Origin of the sequence: Streptomyces sp. T12 (assembly GCF_028736035.1) — a bacterium.
GTDB lineage: Bacteria > Actinomycetota > Actinomycetes > Streptomycetales > Streptomycetaceae > Streptomyces.
Genome location: NZ_CP117866.1, coordinates 4,584,758 through 4,602,367 on the forward strand (window position 1 = coordinate 4,584,758; position 17,610 = coordinate 4,602,367).

17 protein-coding genes and 1 pseudogene are annotated in these 17,610 nt (G+C 69.7%); 7 read left to right on the forward strand and 11 right to left on the reverse strand.

Annotation, left to right across the window (positions count from 1 at the left end):
- Nucleotide 1 precedes the first annotated feature (1 nt).
- A complete protein-coding gene (locus PBV52_RS20335; RefSeq protein ID WP_274239970.1) occupies nt 2-1,576 on the forward strand; it encodes a sodium:solute symporter family protein in 1,575 nt (524 codons plus the stop codon).
- Nucleotides 1,577-1,589: 13 nt separating this feature from the next.
- On the opposite strand, the gene PBV52_RS20340 is transcribed toward PBV52_RS20335, so the two are convergent.
- The 6 genes and pseudogenes from PBV52_RS20340 to PBV52_RS20365 form a co-directional block, all read right to left on the reverse strand.
- Nucleotides 1,590-2,705: an ADP-ribosylglycohydrolase family protein gene (locus PBV52_RS20340; protein WP_274239971.1), complete on the reverse strand. Its 1,116-nt coding sequence runs from the start codon at nt 2,703-2,705 to the stop codon at nt 1,590-1,592.
- A gap of 135 nt (nt 2,706-2,840) precedes the next feature.
- Complete coding sequence (locus PBV52_RS20345) at nt 2,841-2,978, reverse strand: hypothetical protein (RefSeq protein ID WP_274239972.1); 138 nt, start codon at nt 2,976-2,978, stop codon at nt 2,841-2,843.
- Nucleotides 2,975-3,100, reverse strand: a complete 126-nt coding sequence (locus PBV52_RS20350) for a hypothetical protein (protein WP_274239973.1) — start codon at nt 3,098-3,100, stop codon at nt 2,975-2,977. Before PBV52_RS20350 ends, PBV52_RS20345 begins: the two co-directional genes overlap by 4 nt.
- Nucleotides 3,097-3,444 (reverse strand): DUF6247 family protein, encoded by a 348-nt coding sequence (locus PBV52_RS20355; RefSeq protein WP_274239974.1) that lies wholly within the window; start codon nt 3,442-3,444, stop codon nt 3,097-3,099. The genes PBV52_RS20350 and PBV52_RS20355 overlap by 4 nt, the downstream gene beginning before the upstream one ends.
- A 101-nt stretch (nt 3,445-3,545) precedes the next feature.
- Nucleotides 3,546-4,341 (reverse strand): annotated as a pseudogene (locus PBV52_RS51765) (helix-turn-helix domain-containing protein).
- A 227-nt stretch (nt 4,342-4,568) separates the two neighbouring features.
- Nucleotides 4,569-5,003: an ATP-binding protein gene (locus tag PBV52_RS20365; protein ID WP_274239975.1), complete on the reverse strand. Its 435-nt coding sequence runs from the start codon at nt 5,001-5,003 to the stop codon at nt 4,569-4,571.
- A gap of 113 nt (nt 5,004-5,116) precedes the next feature.
- Between PBV52_RS20365 and PBV52_RS20370 the strand changes: the two genes are divergently transcribed.
- Together PBV52_RS20370 and PBV52_RS20375 are read left to right on the forward strand one after the other, a co-directional pair.
- The gene (locus tag PBV52_RS20370) at nt 5,117-5,929 is read left to right on the forward strand and encodes a helix-turn-helix transcriptional regulator (protein WP_274239976.1); all 813 of its coding nucleotides are present in this window, start codon (nt 5,117-5,119) and stop codon (nt 5,927-5,929) included.
- Nucleotides 5,926-6,111: a DUF397 domain-containing protein gene (locus PBV52_RS20375; protein WP_274239978.1), complete on the forward strand. Its 186-nt coding sequence runs from the start codon at nt 5,926-5,928 to the stop codon at nt 6,109-6,111. Before PBV52_RS20370 ends, PBV52_RS20375 begins: the two co-directional genes overlap by 4 nt.
- On the opposite strand, the gene PBV52_RS20380 is transcribed toward PBV52_RS20375, so the two are convergent.
- Entirely contained in the window at nt 6,099-9,497 is a 3,399-nt protein-coding gene (locus PBV52_RS20380) for a tetratricopeptide repeat protein (protein WP_274239979.1), read from the reverse strand. The two genes, PBV52_RS20375 and PBV52_RS20380, sit on opposite strands and share 13 nt — an antisense overlap.
- 105 nt (nt 9,498-9,602) lie before the next feature.
- On the opposite strand from PBV52_RS20380, the gene PBV52_RS20385 reads away from it, so the two are divergent.
- The 4 genes from PBV52_RS20385 (at nt 9,603) to PBV52_RS20400 (ending at nt 12,164) form a co-directional block, all read left to right on the forward strand.
- A complete protein-coding gene (locus tag PBV52_RS20385; protein WP_274239981.1) occupies nt 9,603-10,064 on the forward strand; it encodes a prevent-host-death family protein in 462 nt (153 codons plus the stop codon).
- A 206-nt stretch (nt 10,065-10,270) separates the two neighbouring features.
- Complete coding sequence (locus PBV52_RS20390) at nt 10,271-10,414, forward strand: hypothetical protein (protein ID WP_274239982.1); 144 nt, start codon at nt 10,271-10,273, stop codon at nt 10,412-10,414.
- Nucleotides 10,415-10,476: 62 nt separating this feature from the next.
- Complete coding sequence (locus PBV52_RS20395) at nt 10,477-10,989, forward strand: DUF2165 domain-containing protein (protein ID WP_274239984.1); 513 nt, start codon at nt 10,477-10,479, stop codon at nt 10,987-10,989.
- Nucleotides 10,990-11,330: 341 nt separating this feature from the next.
- A complete protein-coding gene (locus tag PBV52_RS20400; protein ID WP_274239986.1) occupies nt 11,331-12,164 on the forward strand; it encodes a pentapeptide repeat-containing protein in 834 nt (277 codons plus the stop codon).
- A 22-nt stretch (nt 12,165-12,186) separates the two neighbouring features.
- Here the strand turns inward: PBV52_RS20400 and PBV52_RS20405 are convergent, their stop codons facing one another.
- From PBV52_RS20405 to PBV52_RS20420, 4 genes are all read right to left on the reverse strand, one after another.
- Complete coding sequence (locus PBV52_RS20405) at nt 12,187-13,374, reverse strand: DUF418 domain-containing protein (protein WP_274239987.1); 1,188 nt, start codon at nt 13,372-13,374, stop codon at nt 12,187-12,189.
- A gap of 100 nt (nt 13,375-13,474) precedes the next feature.
- Nucleotides 13,475-14,035: a hypothetical protein gene (locus tag PBV52_RS20410; protein WP_274239989.1), complete on the reverse strand. Its 561-nt coding sequence runs from the start codon at nt 14,033-14,035 to the stop codon at nt 13,475-13,477.
- Nucleotides 14,036-14,103: 68 nt separating this feature from the next.
- Nucleotides 14,104-16,701: a bifunctional FO biosynthesis protein CofGH gene (locus PBV52_RS20415; RefSeq protein WP_274239991.1), complete on the reverse strand. Its 2,598-nt coding sequence runs from the start codon at nt 16,699-16,701 to the stop codon at nt 14,104-14,106.
- Nucleotides 16,702-16,739: 38 nt separating this feature from the next.
- Nucleotides 16,740-17,591 (reverse strand): LLM class F420-dependent oxidoreductase, encoded by an 852-nt coding sequence (locus PBV52_RS20420; RefSeq protein ID WP_274239993.1) that lies wholly within the window; start codon nt 17,589-17,591, stop codon nt 16,740-16,742.
- Nucleotides 17,592-17,610 lie beyond the last annotated feature (19 nt).

The window sequence follows — 17,610 nt, forward strand, 5'->3', positions numbered from 1 at the left end:
CATGAACGGTCTCGACTGGGCCGTGCTCATCGGCTACTTCGGCGTGATGGTGGCGATCGGCGTCTGGTCGCACAAGCGGGTGGACAACGTCAGCGACTTCTTCACCGCGGGCGGCAAGATGCCGTGGTGGCTGTCCGGCATCTCGCACCACATGTCCGGATACAGCGCGGTGATGTTCACCGGGTACGCGGGCATCGCCTACACCTACGGCGTCACGTCCTTCGTCACCTGGTCCTTCCCCATCGCGCTGGGCATCGCCATCGGCTCGAAACTGTTCGCGCCGCGCATCAACCGGCTGCGGTCGCGACTCCATGTGGCCTCCCCGCTGGAGTATCTGAAGAACCGTTACGACCTGAAGACCCAGCAGGCGCTGGCCTGGTCCGGCATGCTGCTGAAGATCGTGGACGTGGGCGCGAAGTGGGCGGCGATCGCCACGCTGCTGTCCGTGTTCACCGGCATCTCACTGAACCAGGGCATCCTGATCACCGGCTCCATCACGGCCGTCTACTGCACCATCGGCGGCCTGTGGGCGGACGCGCTGACCGAACTCGGCCAGTTCGTCATCCAGTTGCTGGCCGGCGTCGCGATGTTCGTCGCCGTGGTGATGAAGCTGAACGACAAGGGCATCGGCTTCTTCGACGCCTGGGACAGGCCGGAGCTGCAGGGCCACGGTGAGCCGCTGGTCGGCCCCTACGGCACGGTCTTCCTCCTCGCCTTCCTCTTCATCAAGCTCTTCGAGTACAACGGCGGCATGCTCAACCAGGCCCAGCGCTACATGGCCACGGCCAGCGCGTACGAGGCCGAGCGCTCGGCACGCCTGTCGGCGATCCTCTGGCTGGTCTGGCCGGTGGTCCTCTTCTTCCCCATGTGGATGTCGCCGCTGCTGGTCACCTCGCAGAAGGGGGACGGCTCCGACTCGTACGGCCTGATGACCGAACAGCTGCTCCCGCACGGCCTGTTGGGCCTGGTCATCGTCGGCTTCTTCTCGCACACCATGGCCATGTGCTCCTCCGACGCCAACGCGATCGCGGCCGTCTTCACCCGGGACTGCGCGCCGGTGGTGTGGCGCAGGGCGCGGGCCTGGAGCGAGGGACAGGGCCTGCGGGTCGCCCGGATCACGACCGTCGTCTTCCTCGGCCTGTCCATGGCGGCCGCGACGCAGGTCAACTCCCCGACCTTCGGGGACATCATCACCGTCGTCATCAAGTGGGTCGCCGGGCTCATGGGCCCGATGGCCATCCCGATGATGCTGGGCCTGCTGCGCCCGTTCCGCCGCTCGGGCCCGACCGCCGCGCTCACCAGCTGGTCGATGGGTCTGCTCGCCTTCTGGCTGGTCAACTACCCGATCAGCTGGCAGATCGAGGGCGGCGTCCCGCTCCAGTACCAGGTCTCGATTCCGCTGGCGGTGTCGCTGGTCCTGTACATCCTCGTCGGCTTCATCAAGCCGGAGGACACCCCGGAGCGGCTCGCGATCATCGAGAAGATCAACACCGACGGGGACGGCGCCGCGGCGGCCGCGGTACCGGCACCGGCACCGGCGGGCCCGGTGGAGGACGTGGTCCGGGCGAAGGACTGAGCCCCCGTTCGGGTCAGGCTCGCGGGTACCGCGCGAGCCACCCCGGTGACGCCCCCGCAGGCCCGTGCAGCGCAGGCCCCTGGGTCATCTCCATGGCGAAGTCGTCGGCGAGTTCGAGGATCGTGGGGCGGCCCTCCAGTTCGGCCAGCCAGGCCGGGGGCAGGGCCGTCTCTCCGTGCAGGGCGCCCAGCAGACCGCCGGTGAGGGCGCCCGCGGCGGCGGAGGGGCCGTCGTGGTTCACGGCGAGGCACAGTCCGTGCCGGATGTCCTCGCCCACCAGGGCGCAGTACACGGCGGCCGCGAGCAGCCCGTCGGCCGAGCCGTCGGCCGCCAGCTCCTCCACCCGCGCCGGGGTGGGCATGCCCTGCCGTACGGCGCCCAGCGCGTGCTGCAACGCGTCCGACACGGGTTCGTGCCCGGGCCGCAGGGCGAGCAGCGCGAGCGCCCGCTGCACGGCTCCGTCGAGGCTCTCCCCGCAGGCGAGACCGTGCACGATGACGGCGTACGCACCCGCCGACAGGTAGGCGACGGGATGGCCGTGGGTCTGCGTCGCGCACTCCACGGCGAGCTGGACGACGAGCTGCGGCTCCCAGCCGACGAGCAGCCCGAAGGGCGCGGAACGGGCGACGGCCTCGGGCCCGAGCTCGGCCGCGTTCTTGGGCGACTCCAGGGTGCCCATGGTCTCGTCACCGAGGCCGAGCAGGAGCGCGCGGGTGGGATCCCGGCGGGCGTACAGCCACTCCTCCCGCGCCAGCCACCCGTCGTCCTTACGGCGCTCGTCGGGACCCCAGTCCCGCTGTGTGGCGGCCCAGCGCAGATACGCCCGGTGCACATCGGTGGGCGGATGCCAGGCGCCGGTGTCCCGCCGGACCTGCGCTCTTATCAACCCGTCCACGCTGAAGAGGGTGAGCTGCGTGAGATGACTCACGGCACCGCGCCGGCCGTACCCGAACCCGAGATCGACGAGGCCCTCGGCGCCGTACTGCTCCCGGATCTCGTCCAGCCCGAGCCCGTCCACCGGCGCACCGAGGGCGTCCCCTACGGCCGCCCCGAGAAGCGTGCCGCGCACCCGGCTACGGAAGTCCTGCTGTTCGGTACGGCCCCAGACGGCGCCGACTGTCGCACCCACCAAGACCTCCCCGTGACAGCGTCCGTCTGTACGACGATTCGCCACTGTAATCGAATGGGGACGGTCGGTTCAGGGGGCGGAATGGTATGCGAGGTGTGGCCTAAATGGTCACGAGTAATCCTCAGTGGTCAGTTATTACCCGTACCAGGTGACATTGCAGATGTAGACGCATTCATGTCGTGGCACGGCCAGAAAGCAGATGAAGCCCCGCCCGCCGAGGATGTCGAATTCACGCAGCCCGCCCTCCCGGTCCAGCGGTCTGCCGACCTTCACGGAGTCATGTCCGAGTGCGCCAGTTCGGTGGCGAGCCGTTCCACCTCCGCCACGACTCCGGGCGGCAGCCCGCCTGTGACGAACTCGGCACTCGGGTTGTAGTCCCATGCCCAGTCCGTCACAGCCCGGCCTCCGCCTCGGCGGACCCCCTGATCGCGCGGATCTCGTTGATGGCCTCCGTCGGGTCCTGCTCCCCCGCGTCCACGAGCCGCTCCAGCTCCCGCAACCGGGCGGCCCGGTCTGGGTGCCGTTCGATCGCCACGAACACGGCCCAGGAATGCACGAAGGCTCGGAGCGGTGCGAGGCTCTGCGTCTGCTGGGCGTTCGTGGTGGCCTCGAAGAGGTGTTGCGTCAGGGCTGGGATCCTGCTCGGCGCGATGCGCGCGACCGCAGCCCGCAATGCGTCCGGGGTCAGCTCGGGCATGGGGATCAGCGGACCGTACGGGCCATCGGTCTGGGCGCTCACGGTGACCTCCGGTGCGGGTGACTCGGTCCTCGTACGGTACCGGCGGAGTCGGTGGAGCGGTGTGTGGGCAGCGCTTGTCACGAGGCTCACTTCCCGGGTCCCTACGCCGCCGCCACGCCGGCCGCACGGCAGTCCCGGCAGCGGCCCGGCAGCGGGGAGCGGAAGGCCCGGTCGCAGCCTTCGCAGGTCTGGAGTGGGTCCCGGCGGACGGGGGCCGGGGGGCGTGCCGGGGCAGGGAGCGGCGGCGGGAGGAGCGCTTCGAGGCGGTGGGCGAGGAATGCCGCCGGGTTCTGGATGGGGTCCGTGGGCAGGCCGCTGGAGAGGGTTCGCTGTACGGCGGTCGGCGGGACGCCCCGCTCCAGCCAGGCGGAGACGGCCGGGGCCAGGCGGTGTACGTCACGTTCGGCCAACAGCAGGCGGGAGTCGTAGGCACGCAGACCGGCGAGGAGGTCGACGGCGGCGCGGGGTGCGGCCGGCGCCTGCTGACGGGACGGCGGTGCCGGGCGCGGTACGGGGGGGCTCCGTGGCCGCTAGGACCACCGCGCGTCCCGGCCTGTTGTACGAGATCGTCCGGGTCACGACTCGGCCCGATTGAAGACGCTCCTTGGTGCGAGCCAGGTATCCATGCGCCTCCAGCTCCCGCAGGGCCCCGGCGATCCGCATCTCCCCCTCGGGGAACTTCGCGGCCAGCGTCTTGATCCCGACCGGGGTCCGGGCGGGGAGTGACTGGATGTGGACCGCCAAGCCAATCGCCGTCAGGGACAGCTCCGGGTGCTGGGCGAGGTGGTTTCCGACCACGACGAAGTGGTCGTGGTGGGGTTCGGTGACGTGCTCGACGCCTCCGGCGGAATGGCCGGACTTGGCGCGCGCGGGCGCGCTAGGCTGCTGCTCAGTCATCGGGAAGGTCTCTTCTTCCTCGGTGTTAGGCCCTCGCACTGGGATGCCACTCCCGGCGGGGGCCGATTCATGTGTGCGGTTGTCGTCCGGGCTGACGCTGCACCATCGAATCCCTTCCACGCCAGCCGAGTTGGCGATGTTCACCCCTGCGGGTGATCGACGGGGGCGGTGGGGGCGGGTTGGTTCTTTTCCCGGTTCTTTGGTTTTTGGCGTCGGGAACAGCCGGGTCACGACTCCCCGCGATCCGGCGCCAGTTCGGCCCACACCGTTTTGCAGTTGGCCGGAGCCTCGTCGACGCCCCAACGGTCCGCGTACGCCGCCACGATCAGCAGGCCCCGCCCCGAGTCCGCGTCAGCGCCTACCGCGTCCCGGACCTGCGGGATCCGGTCGCCGCGGGCGTCGGTGACCTCGATGCGGAGGGTGCGGTCGGCGTGGAGCTTCAGCCGCAGCCGGAAGTCTCGCCCTGGGACGCGGCCGTGGAGTACGGCGTTCGACGCGAGCTCGGCCACGACGTGCGTTCCGCCTTCAACAGTTCTGCCCCAGTCGACGAGTTGGCGCTCGGCGAGCAGGCGGGCGAGTCGAGCACCTCTTCGAGTCGCGGACAGCTGAACCGCGAATTGGTGCGTGGAAGAGGTGACTTGGGGGAGGGAATTCGGACTCATGTCACTTAGCGTGGCGAGCCGTTCCTACGCTGAACAGCAACGACCCGGGTACGGAACGTGACTGTCCGGGTGCAGGTCCGGGTCGTACTGCTCGTACGTCGGGAGGGACGAGGGTGGAGGACGAGGAGGCCGAGGCCGTTCTCAGGACGGTCGGACGGCAGATCAAGATGTGGCGGGAGGCCGCCGGAATGAAACAGGGGGAACTGGGCGTCGCCATCGGGTACGGCGAGGAGATGGTCTCGTCCGTCGAGCGCGGGCGGCGGATTCCGAAGCCTGACTTCCTGGACAAGGCCGATGAGGTTCTGGGGGCGGGCGGGAAGCTCTCGGCGATGAAGGAGGACGTGGAGAGGGCCCGGTATCCCAAGAAAGTGCGGGACCTGGCGAAGTTGGAGCACGAGGCGGTCGAGTTGGGGGCGTACGCCAACCACAACATGCACGGCCTGCTCCAGACACAGGAGTACGCACGCGTGCTGTACGCGATGCGGCGGCCCTCGTACACGGAGGACGAGATCGATCGTCATGTCGCCGCGCGGATGGCACGACAGCGCGTCTTCGAACGCGTCCCCGCACCACTGCTCAGCTTCGTCCAGGAAGAGGCGACACTGCGGCGGCCGATCGGCGGCAGAATGGTGCTGCAACAACAGCTCGAACATCTGTTGGAGATCAGTGCGTTGAGGCACGTCGAGATCCAGGTCATGCCGACGGACCGCGAGGACCACGCGGGCATGGGCGGACCTCTCCAAGTGCTGAAGCTCCGGGACGGCAAGACGCTGGGGCACTCGGAGGCCCAGCTGCACAGTCGCGTCATCAGTGATCCCCGGGAGATCCAGATCTTGGAGATGCGCTATGGAATCATCCGGGCGCAGGCTCTCACGCCCCGGGAGTCGCTGGCCTTCATCGAGAAAGTCCTGGGAGAAGAGACATGATCTTTGAGCACGAGTGGTTCAAGAGCAGCTACAGCAGCAACGACGGGCCGGAGTGCGTCGAGGTCGCCATATCCCCCGCCCACACCACCGTCCACGTCCGCGACTCAAAGGACAAGGAAGGAGCACGGCTCGCGTTCGCGAACCGCTCCTGGGCAGCATTCGTCGAGGCCTATTCCGCGTAGCGGGCCTGAAAAGCGTCGCGGGCCGCGGTGACTCGGGCCAGTCGCGGGCCGAAGAGCGCCGGGTCGGCATTGGGGCTGCGCGCCAGGAGGGTCAGCCGAAGGGTCAGGTCGGCCAGATCTTCCCAGTCATGGTCGAGGGCCAGCCCTCCAGAGATCAGCGAGTCGGCCCGCGACCAGTCGCCCACAGCACAACTGACCAGCGCCTGCTCGAATTTGACCGTCGCGTCGGCATCCCCGTCCGCCTGCACACCCACCTGCCGCAGGAATCTCCGCACGGGCTCGGCTGTACTCAAGTCCCCCGACATGACCTGCGACACGACCGACAGGAATCGCCGGGCCAGGAAGTGCAAGGGCGCCATCAGATCACCGACGTTCCGCGCGCGTTCCCACCGATCGCTCTCGCTGTCGAAGTACCAGGCGACCGTCACTGTCTCCGCGTCGCCCTCCCGCCCCCCGGTTGCCCCCAGCTCGTCCAGCAGCTGCCGGGCCTCGTCATAGTGGCCGCACCACAGCAGCACCTCGGCGGTTCTCCGGGTCGCCCATGCGGGCTCCTCTCCTCGCTCCACGCACCGAGCGAGGTCAGCGAGGGCCTGCGGATGCCGCCCGATGGCTATGCACGCCCTCGCCCGGGTGGCGTTCAGGCTCGCCATGTCCGGGCGGAGGGAAATCGCCCGGTCCAGGTCCCGAAGCGCTGCGGCGTACTGCCCGCGCCTCAGGCACACCACGCCCCTGCTCGCCAACAGGTCCACGTCGTCCGGATCGAGTTGCAGCGCCCGGTCGAGCTCGGCGACCGCCGCGTCGTCCTCGCTCAGCGCGACCAGAGTCACCATCTTCAACTGGCCCCAGCCGAGATCGGGTTCGCGCCTCAGTCCAAGGCCGTAGTCCGCCATCGCCTCCAGGTAGCGGCCGGCGTTCCGGTAGGCGAAGGCTCGCTGGTTCAGCGCCCATGTATCCGTCCCGTCCGCCGACACGGCACTGTCCAGGTCCGCGAACATGCCTTCCTCGTCCCCCAGTTCACCTCGGAGAAGTGCGCGGTGAACCAGTGCCCAGGGGTAGGCGGGATCCACCTCGATCGCACGGTCGTAGGCCGCTCGTGCCTCCTCGTGGCGTCCCAGACGCGCGAGCGCGTATCCGCGACCGGCGTGTGTGGAGGAGTAGTCGGGATCAAGCTCGCAGGCGCGCCCGAGTTCCGCGACGGCCTCCTCGTTCCTGCCCACCAGCCGGTAGGCGTCTCCCCGCTCGGAGGCGATCCACGCGCTGTCGGGAGCGATCTCCACAGCCCGGTCGAGGTCGGCGAAGGATTCCTCCATCCGACGCTGGTCCCGGTACAGCTCCGCCCGGTGCACCAGAGCCCACAGGTACTCCGGGTCGGTCTGCAACGCCTCGTCGAAGTCGGCGAGTGCCCCTTCGTCGTCACCGAGGAAGTGTTTGCTCTGTCCTCTGCTCGCCTTGGCCAGCGTGTGTCCGGGATCCAGGTCGAGAACGCGGTCGAAGGCCGCCACCGCATCCTCGTAGCGAGCCATGCCCTGCAGGATGTCTCCCCGCAGGCCGAGGATTCGCACGGTGTCAGGGTTCAGCGCATCGGCACGATCCACGTCGGCCAGGGCAGCCGCGAGATCACGCAGCGTCCGGTGGGCAAGGGCCCGCCCGCTGTACGCCTCGGCCGACTCCGGGGCCAGGGCGATGGCTCGGTCGTACTCGGCGAGCGCCCGTTCGTGTTCCCCGTCCCACCGCAGTTCGTGCCCCCGCACACAATGCGCCTCGGCGCGCCCGGGTGCATCGAGGCCCGCCCTGTTCAGCAGCAGCCCCAGTGCGCGCAGCGTTCCCTCCGACTCGTCCGAGAGCGCCGCGAGAAGGTCCTGGCCCCATGTCCGTGCGGCCTGCGCGTCCGCGTGCTCCCCCGCGTCAGCGAGCACCTGCGCGCAGCCACGCGCCGCTGCCTCGCCCGCACGGCAGGCGCCGACCACATCTCTGAGCATCTGGGGCAGCGCGGTTCTTGGGCTGGCGCACAGCAGGTGATACGACTCCTCCATCCGCAGCTCGCGCCATGGGCCGTCGGACCACAACTCGTCCGGCTCCAGCCCTTCTTCCGCCTCGGCGCGCCACTCCCCGTATGCCTCTGCGAGCCGCGCGTGCCCCGCCGTCCACTGCTGTCCCGACCGTGTCCGCCGGAGCCGGAGCATGGCGGTGCGCACGACGTCGTGGTACCGGATCCGGCCCGCACTCTCGCCGACGAAGGGAAGACCTCGCAGCCACTCGTAAGACCCCTCGGTTCCCTCGCCGACCACCACCCGGAACACGTCCTCGTTCAGCCACCGAGGCACAGCACACGCGAGTGCCGCATCCCGACGCGCAGGATCACGCTCCCACTTGAGGAAGCGTTCCACGGCAGTGGCGGTGGGGTCATCCACCGCCCCCGGGTTCTCCGCAAGCATCGACACGAGTACGGGAAGTCCTTCGGACAACCGCAGCACCTCCCGTACGGCGTTTTCGTCCACCACCCGCTTCGCCGCAAGGAGTTGCCGCGCCTCGGATTCCGTGAACGGCTCCAGGACGAACTCGGTGACAAACCCTGCGTAGTCCGCCCAGCGGGCCGGATCGGGTCCGTGCTGGCCGGCCAGCGTGACGACCATGTTCGCCGGTAGCGCGCCGTACCGGTCCGTCGTGATCAGATCGAGCAGCCAGGGATCGAGGAAGGGTGCGGTCCGCTCGTACGTGTCGAAGAAGAGCGCGACCCAGGGTTCCTCAGCCGCCACGCGTTCCAGCTCCGCGACGAAGACAGGTGTCAGGACCTTCAGCGGATCCAGGACCAGCTGCACGTCGTCGTGGTTCCGGAATCGTGCGCTGAGAGCCGCCTTCAACCGGTCTGTGCTGTGGGCCACTTGGGCCGGATCGATGGCCCCGGCGAAGGCCCCCACGACCGGCACCATGCCCAGGCCGATCAGCCCGGCCTGTGACACGGCCATGCTGCCCGGTGAGGGCAGGCCGGGGTCAGGGCCGGCCTGCAGTACGGCCGACGCTGTCTCCGCCTCATGGCGGCGCTGACGGTAGGTGACCAGGAGCTTGTCGAGGGCCTTCAACTCGGCGCCCTGCTTCTCGAACTGAGCGCTGATCGCCGCCATCACCTCCGGCACACTGTTCACGGTTTCGTCCGTGCAGGCGGTGAGCGCCTTGCGCTGGGCAGCCACGGCCTCCAGTTCCCGGACCAGTGAGGACTTGCCGACGCCCGCCGTGCCATGGATGTGGAAGACGAAACTGTGCCGCTCATCTTCCGGCGAAGTACCGAAGTTGGCGCGGAACAGGTCGAGCTCGCTGCGGCGGCCGACGAAACCCGCACGCTTCCGGCGCCCGATCAGCTCCTGCATCGACGGCCGCGTCGGCCTCATCCGCTCCACCCCCGTAGCCGGTCCCCTGAAGTCTGGCAGAGGCGCAAGCACCCGGACAGTCGCCCGCGATTGACTTCGGAATACGTTCCGAAGTACCGTCGGATCATGTCCACTCCCACGGTCGCCTTCTCCGAGCTCTCGAAGAACTCGAAGCGCGTCGCCGAAACGCTCGACCGCACTCAGCGTGTGCACATCACGCGCCGGGACGGCGAGGATCTCTACCTGACGACAGCTCGCCACGACCAACAGCGCGAGGAGACGGCGGACATCACGGCTCGCCTGCTCGCCGCCCTCGTCCGCAGCAATGCCGGCGAGCGGGCCATACTGCGCGCGCTACCTTCCGTCTTCCCATGGGTCCGTCACCTGTCGGCGGACGAACTGAAGCAGTTCGTGGCCGAGCTGATCGACGCCACGCACGACGCGGCACAGCTGGACGTCCATGCCAATCTCCACCGAGTCGTCGTCGAATGGCGCGCGACGGCACGCGTCCTCGCGGACCCGGAGCTCACCGCGCAGCTCACCCGTCGGCTGCCGGACGAGGACCATGGCGAGGTGACCGCGCCGTGAGCCCGAAGCGTGGCGACGACGTTGCTCCACCGCCGGTGGACGAGGAATGGCGCTTACGATTCGCGACGAACGAGTCAGCGAAGGGGTGGGGAGAGCTGGGCGCAGAGGCCCCGGGGAACACAAGGCGCTGCTTCGAAGCGCTGCGCAGTAACCCCCTGTCCCGAGCGGATCCCGACCGTCAGCACCGTCTGCGCGGTCGTCTGGCCATGGGAAGCCTCGGTGGTCGCGAGTATCCCCAGTGGGAGTACGAGGTGACGGCCGGCGGTCGCGTGCGTTACCTCGTCGACGAAGGACGCCGGACCGTCCATCTCGTGTACGCGTCCACCCGCCACCCCAAGGACACCGAGTAGATCCCGTAGTGGCTGGCTCAATGCGTATGTGGTGAACCGGTCCGCCGGGGAAGATGACCACCATGTCAACCACACCCCCACGCCCCGCACTCCACCTCGCCGCCACCCTCCTCACCGCGACCGTCGCCCTCTACATCACCCTCGTCGCCTTCGGGAACATCACCGACTTCGGGACGAACCAGCAGTTCGTGCAGCACGTCCTGGCGATGGATACGACGTTCAAGGACGACGACCTGATGTGGAGAGCCATCACCAGCAAGGGACTTCAGGACGCGGCGTACGTCGCGATCATCGTCTGGGAGACCGTCGCCGCCCTCGTCCTCATATACGGCACCTGGCTCTGGTTCCGCCGCGACGACCGGCGCGCCCGCCGCTTCTCCACCTACGGCCTGCTGATGCTGATGCTGCTGTTCGGCGGCGGGTTCATCGCCATCGGTGGTGAGTGGTTCTCGATGTGGCAGTCGGGGGACTGGAACGGGCTGGACGCGGCGACCCGGGTGTTCCTGTTCAGCGGGGTCGTACTGATCGTCAACCATCTGCCGCTCGGGCAGAGCGAGCGGACCGACGCCAGCTGACCACTGCTCCTGACGACCGGCGGCCCGGATGCGTGGGAATCTTGTGAACCCAGCAGCAACATCCACCCCTCTCCGGGCCGCCGTCGGTTCGAATGGCAGGCATGACCAGGGGCATACCGCGAGCAGGGGCACGGAGCAGACAGCTGCGGCGGATCGCAGAACGCCGGGCACAGACGGGCCGGCCCGCCGGCCGGCGCGCCAGAGCTCCGCTGGGAACACATCGCCCGGGACACCGCCGCAGAGCACCGGAGCGCCGCGGCACCGGCGCCGCCTCCCGCCTGGCGGAGGGCCCGCCCGCGGAAGGGGCCCTGTGGGGACAGCGAGCGGGCCTCGTCGCGCTGATGCTCCCCGGGCTCGCGGCGGTCGCCACACTGGCTTTCACCTGGGTGTCCGTGACGCAGGCCTCCGAAGAACTGACCATTTCGGAGCAGGGACAGATCGCGGACCGGACCGACAAGGCCATGGAACGGCTGGACAACGGCTCCGCCAACATCCGCAGAAGCGCGATCTTTTCTCTGCAGGGCATCATGGAGGACTCCCCGCGACAGCAGCCGACGGTGCTCTACACCCTGTCCGAGTACATCCGCGGCCGCGCCACCAAGAAGTCGTCCACGACCGGGAAGGCTCCCGACATCCAGGCGGCCCTCTCTGTGCTCGGCCAGCGCGACCCCGCGCACGACGGTGATCGCCCCATCGACCTCAGAGGCGTCCGACTGGCCGACGTCGACCTCCACCGGGCCGATCTGAGCGGGGCGAACCTCGCCGGAGCGGTCCTCTCCCACGCCAACCTGGAAGGCGCGAAACTGTCCGGCGCGGACCTGCATGGCGCCACGCTGAGCGGAACGAACCTGAAGGGCGCCGATCTGACCGGGGCGAACCTGAGCAAAGGCGTCCTCAACGACGCCGTTCTCACCGAGGCGAACCTGTCCCAAGCGCGCCTGGACTCCGCCCGGTTGAAAGCCGCCGACCTGGAGAAGGCAGACCTGCGGGGCGCCTCGCTGCACAACACCGACCTGCGGGAGGCGGACCTGATGGACGTGCAGCTGGACGGAGCCGACCTGACCCGCGTGCGTCGCCCGGAGGGCGATCTGCCGACGTCAACCCCGGCCGCTCCCACTCCCACTCCCACCACGGGCTCACCGCGCCCCACCGATCTTCAGAACGCGGCGCCATGACCACCCCGGCGCCCCTCGCGTATCAGTGGCGCAGGGCCCATTTCTGGACCGCCTCCAGGGGCCCTGTCGAGAAGCGTCGCAGCCACAGCGTGGAGCCCACCATCAGGACCGCGCAGACCGTGACCCACAGTCCCACCACCCACCACGGGCCGGTGTCACCGAGCCGTTCGGCGAGGCCCAGTCCGATGCCGTAGGAGACGAGCACGCACAGCAGGTTCTGCAGGACGTAGCCGGACAGGGCGGTTCGGCCGACGGACGTCAGCCCTGTCATCAGCGGGCCCGGCCGCCGTACCCGGTCCACCAGCGCGCCGATCAGGCCGATGTAGCCGAGGGCGAGCAGCGGTGCGGTGCCGTACCGGGCCAGCAGGAACAGGTCCGGGCCGGCCAGTGTGGCCGCCACGTTGAGCGGCAGTCCGAGGCCCAGGCCCCACAGCAGGAGGCGGGAGCGCAGCCTGCGCCCCGTCTCGTCCGCGCCGAACGCCCCCGCCCGGAACAGCCGTACGCCCAGCAGGAAGAGGAAGACCAGGAGGAAGAAGGTCAGGACCGGCTCCATGCGGAGCGCGATCGAGTTCTCCAGGCGGAAGGCGATCTGGTCCAGGTAGCCGCCGTGCGCGTACAGGTCGACGACCTCGCGGGACACGGTGCCGCCGGTGTCACCGTCGTCGCCGCCGGCCAGGGCCATGGCCGCCGTCAGCAGGCCGATCACCGTCAGGTGCATCCCCGCCGCCCACCACATCACCCGCCGCTGTGCCCGCTCCGAACGGGTCAGCAGCCAGGCGACGAGCAGCGCGGTGACCGCGTATCCCATCAGTACGTCCCAGGCGAAGACCAGGACGAAGTGCAGCGTGCCCTCGCCGAACAGGAACAGCGCCCGCCACCGGTAGCGCCCCGGCCACGGCTGTCCGCGTCGCGCCGCCGAGCCGTACTGGATGGCCAGCCCGACTCCGAACAGGATCGTCAGCAGTGACAGGAACTTGCCGTTCGCCAGCACGCTGAAGGCGTCCTGCACGACATCCGTGGAGGGGCCGGACTCCAGGGCTCCCCACTCCGCGCCCGGCCCGGTGAAGATCCATACGTTCGTCATGAGCGTGCCCAGGATGGCCACCCCGCGCAGAACGTCGAGGAGGGGGAGTCGTCGTCCGGTCGGGGAAGCCCCCATGGCCGTGTCCAGGGCGGTCCGCTGGGCTCGCTCGTCCGTGTGCTGCGTCATGAACTCATCGTCACGGCGGTCACGGCCCGAATCGTCATGAGCGAAGTGGATCCTGCCCTACATCGAAAGATGCAGCGGACTCCTACCTGACCTGCTCGCCCTACTTGACCACGACCACCGTCGTGCCCGTCTCCCCGAACGTCCACAGCGCCGCCCCGTCGGCCGCGCGCGTGCGGACCCCGCCGGTCTGTTTGCCCGAGGCGGGCGGGGGCGAGGAGCCGTCCACGGCGTTGGAGAAGGCGATGGAGAGACCGGACTTCGCGGCGAAGTAGATGATGTTCTCGATCTGCACGCCGTCCGAGCCCGTGGTGGCCATGTTCCGCGACGACACCGAGTAGGTGCCGGGGTCCGGGCTCACCGTCCCCGGCCAGACGGTGAAGGTACGGCGGGCCGCGTCGCTCGCGTCGACCAGCCAGACCCGCTTCTGGCCCAGGGAGTAGACGATCCGGCGTCCCGTGCCCGAGCCCTCCGGCACGGCGGCGGGTGCGGTGGACTTCGACGGTGCGGGGCTCGCGCCCGCCGACGCCGACGCGCTCGGGCGGGCCGCCGTCGCTGTCGGGTGCGGCCCCTTGTCGGCCTGTACGGCGAGGACGGTGACGGCGGCTATCGCTCCCACCGTCAGACCGGTCACCCAGACCTTGGGAGCAGGCACGGCACGCATCTCCTCAGCTACGGGACCCCTCCAGCGGGGGTCGGATCATCGTACCGACCCCCGCGAGGCGGGTCTCCTCAGTCCAGCACCGGCAACAGCTCCGGCAGATGCCCGTCCGAGGCCGCCGCCGCCCGCTGCCGTTCCTCGGGCACCTCGCCGTACAGGGTGGTGCGGGGCTTCGCCGGACGCCCCGCCGCGTCGGCGACGGCCACGAGGTCGCGTACCGACTTGTAGGAGCCGTACGACGAACCCGCCATCCGCGAGATCGTCTCCTCCATCAGCGTGCCGCCGAGGTCATTGGCCCCCGAGCGGAGCATCTCCGCCGCGCCCTCCGTGCCCAGTTTGACCCAGCTGGTCTGGATGTTGGGGATGTGCGGGTGCAGAAGGAGACGGGCCATCGCCGTCACCGCCCTGTTGTCGCGGATCGTCGGGCCGGGGCGCGCGATCCCCGCCAGGTACACCGGCGCGTTGGTGTGGATGAACGGCAGCGTCACGAACTCCGTGAACCCGCCCGTGCGTTGCTGGATCCCGGCCAGCGTGCGCAGGTGCCCGAGCCAGTGGCGGGGCTGGTCGACGTGGCCGTACATCATCGTCGAGGAGGACCGGATGCCGAGCTCGTGCGCGGTCGTCACCACCTCGATCCATGTCGCCGTCGGCAGCTTGCCCTTGGTCAGGACCCAGCGGACCTCGTCGTCGAGGATCTCCGCCGCGGTGCCCGGGATGGAGTCGAGGCCCGCCTCCTTCGCCGCCGTGAGCCACTCGCGGATGGACATGCCGGTGCGGGTGGCGCCGTTCACGACCTCCATCGGCGAGAAGGCGTGCACGTGCATGCCGGGGACGCGGGACTTCACGGCTCGCGCGATGTCGAAGTACGCCGTTCCCGGCAGGTCCGGGTGGATGCCGCCCTGCATGCAGACCTCCACCGCGCCCACGTCCCAGGCCTGTTGGGCGCGGTCGGCGACCTGGTCCAGGGACAGGGTGTAGGCGTCGGCGTCCGTGCGCCGCTGGGCGAAGGCGCAGAAGCGGCAGCCGGTGTAGCAGACGTTGGTGAAGTTGATGTTCCGCGTGACGATGTACGTGACGTCGTCGCCGACCGCCGACTTGCGGACGTCGTCGGCGATGCGGGTGAGCGCGTCCAGCGCCGGGCCGTCCGCGTGCAGCAGCGCCAGCGCCTCCTCGTCGGTCAGCCGGGTCGGGTCGTCGGCCGCGACCCGCAGCGCCTGGCGCACATCGGTGTCGATGCGCTCCGGCGCCATCCCGGGCGCGGCCGCCTCGCGCAGGGCGCCCCAGTCGCCGTACACCTCGTCGAAGTCGTCGCGGCGGTCGGACGTACGGCCCTCGGTGTCGATGGTGGAGTGCAGATCCGTACGGCCGGAGGCGACGAAGGCCTCCTCGGGCTCCTGCCACGGGTGCCCCTCGACGACGGCGTCCGGACGCGCCAGACCGGTCTCCGGGTCGGCGAGCGCCCGGACGTGCGGGAGCAGCCGCGGGTCCATCCAGGGCTCGCCGCGCTGGACGAACTCCGGGTAGACGCAGAGGCGTTCACGCAGCTCGAAGCCGACGGCGGCCGACCGGTCGGCCAGTTCCTCGATCTGCGGCCAGGGGCGCTCGGGGTTGACGTGGTCGATGGTCAGCGGGGAGACCCCGCCCCAGTCGTCGATACCGGCCCGGATGAGGCGCTCGTACTCGGAGTCGACCAGGTTGGGCGGGGCCTGGAGGCAGGCGCTCGGCCCCATGATGTGCCGGGCGACCGCCACCGTGGCCACCAACTCGTCGAGTTCCGCGTCCGGCATACCGCGCATCGCGGTGTCCGGCTTGGCGCGGAAGTTCTGGATGATCAGTTCCTGGATGCCGTGGTAGGCCCGGGAGACCTTGCGGAGCGCGAAGAGGGACTCGGCCCTCTCCTCGTACGTCTCCCCGATGCCGATGAGGATCCCGGAGGTGAAGGGGACGGAGGAACGCCCCGCGTCCTCCAGCACCCGCAGCCGTACGGCGGGCTCCTTGTCCGGGGAGCCGTAGTGCGGGCCGCCCGGCTCGGACCACAGGCGGGTGGCGGTCGTCTCCAGCATCATGCCCATCGACGGGGCGACGGGCTTCAGGCGCTGGAAGTCGGTCCAGGTCATGACGCCCGGGTTGAGGTGGGGCAGCAGGCCCGTCTCCTCCAGGATGCGGATGGAGATGGCGCGGACGTAGGCGATGGTGTCGTCGTACCCGTGCGCGTCCAGCCACTCGCGGGCCTCCGGCCACCGCTCCTCCGGCTTGTCGCCGAGGGTGATGAGGGCTTCCTTGCAGCCGAGGGCGGCGCCCTTGCGGGCGATGTCGAGGACCTCGTCCGGCGACATGAACATCCCGTGCCCGGCGCGGCGCAGCTTGCCGGGGACGGTGACGAAGGTGCAGTAGTGGCACTTGTCCCGGCACAGCCGGGTGAGGGGGATGAAGACGCTCTTCGAGTACGTGATGACGCCGGGCCGGCCTGCCGCCGCAAGGCCCGCGTCCCGCACGCGTCCGGCCGACGCGACGAGGTCGTCGAGGGCCTCGCCGCGGGCCTGGAGCAGCACGGCCGCCTCGGAGACGTCGAGGGCGACGCCGTCCCTGGCGCGTTTTAGGGCGCGACGCATGGAGTTCTCGGTCGGGCCAGGTGTCGAGCCGGTTCCGGAGGTCGCGGAAGTCGTCATCCTTCGAGCATACGGTCGACGTGATCAGTGCCGGGAGGTCAGTCGAGGAAGGCTCCGTAGCCGTCCAAGACCCGCAGTACCTCCACCTCACCGGCCGGCGGCAGCTGCACCACGACCTCCTCGATGCCGAGCTCCGCGTAGTGCGCGAGCTTGCCGGGGTTGGGGAACACGGCGTACGGCACGACCTGGAGGGCGTTCGGATCCCGTCCGGCGTCGACCCAGGCGGCCCGCAGCTGGGGAAGAGTTTCGGACAATCCGCGCCCACCGATCGGCAGCCACCCGTCGGCGTACTCACTGATGTGCGCGAACAGCTTCGGCCCGGCGGCTCCGCCGATGAGCGTGCGAGGCCCCACGACCTTCGGCGCGCGCGCCTTCTGTACGGGTTTGGGGTGGGCGAAGCTGGCACGTACCGCCCCGAACTCCCCCTCGTACGCGGTGGGTTCGTCCGCCCACAGAGCCCGCATCAGGGCCATCCGGTCCCGGACGAGTTCGCGGCGCGTGGCCCACTCGACGCCGTGATCGGCGGCTTCCTCCACGTTCCAGCCGAAGCCGAGGCCGAGGGTGAACCGCCCGCCGGAGAGGTGGTCCACGGTCGCGATCTGCTTGGCGAGGTCGATCGGGTCGTGCTGGGCGACCAGCGTGATGCCGGTGCCCAGGCCGAGCCGTTCGGTGACGGCGGCGGCCTGGCCGAGGGCGACGAAGGGGTCGAGGGTACGGCCGTACTCGGGCGGCAGCTCGCCGCCGGCCGGGTACGGGGTGACCCGCTCGACGGGGATGTGGGTGTGCTCGGGCAGGTAGAGCCCGGCGAACCCGCGCTGCTCCAGCTCACGGGCGAGCCGGGTCGGGGTGATGCTCTCGTCGGTGAGGAAGATCGTCACGGAGATGCGCATGACCGCATCTGTACCGCGC

What these genes read in the sequence shown, in the direction of transcription:
- PBV52_RS20335 (WP_274239970.1), top strand. Translation starts at nt 2, where the DNA reads ATGAACGGTCTCGACTGGGCCGTGCTCATCGGCTACTTCGGCGTGATG.
- PBV52_RS20365 (WP_274239975.1), bottom strand. Translation starts at nt 5,003, where the DNA reads ATGAGTCCGAATTCCCTCCCCCAAGTCACCTCTTCCACGCACCAATTC.
- PBV52_RS20375 (WP_274239978.1), top strand. Translation starts at nt 5,926, where the DNA reads ATGATCTTTGAGCACGAGTGGTTCAAGAGCAGCTACAGCAGCAACGAC.
- PBV52_RS20380 (WP_274239979.1), bottom strand. Translation starts at nt 9,497, where the DNA reads ATGAGGCCGACGCGGCCGTCGATGCAGGAGCTGATCGGGCGCCGGAAG.
- PBV52_RS20385 (WP_274239981.1), top strand. Translation starts at nt 9,603, where the DNA reads ATGTCCACTCCCACGGTCGCCTTCTCCGAGCTCTCGAAGAACTCGAAG.
- PBV52_RS20390 (WP_274239982.1), top strand. Translation starts at nt 10,271, where the DNA reads ATGGGAAGCCTCGGTGGTCGCGAGTATCCCCAGTGGGAGTACGAGGTG.
- PBV52_RS20395 (WP_274239984.1), top strand. Translation starts at nt 10,477, where the DNA reads ATGTCAACCACACCCCCACGCCCCGCACTCCACCTCGCCGCCACCCTC.
- PBV52_RS20400 (WP_274239986.1), top strand. Translation starts at nt 11,331, where the DNA reads ATGCTCCCCGGGCTCGCGGCGGTCGCCACACTGGCTTTCACCTGGGTG.
- PBV52_RS20405 (WP_274239987.1), bottom strand. Translation starts at nt 13,374, where the DNA reads ATGACGCAGCACACGGACGAGCGAGCCCAGCGGACCGCCCTGGACACG.
- PBV52_RS20410 (WP_274239989.1), bottom strand. Translation starts at nt 14,035, where the DNA reads ATGCGTGCCGTGCCTGCTCCCAAGGTCTGGGTGACCGGTCTGACGGTG.
- PBV52_RS20415 (WP_274239991.1), bottom strand. Translation starts at nt 16,701, where the DNA reads ATGACGACTTCCGCGACCTCCGGAACCGGCTCGACACCTGGCCCGACC.
- PBV52_RS20420 (WP_274239993.1), bottom strand. Translation starts at nt 17,591, where the DNA reads ATGCGCATCTCCGTGACGATCTTCCTCACCGACGAGAGCATCACCCCG.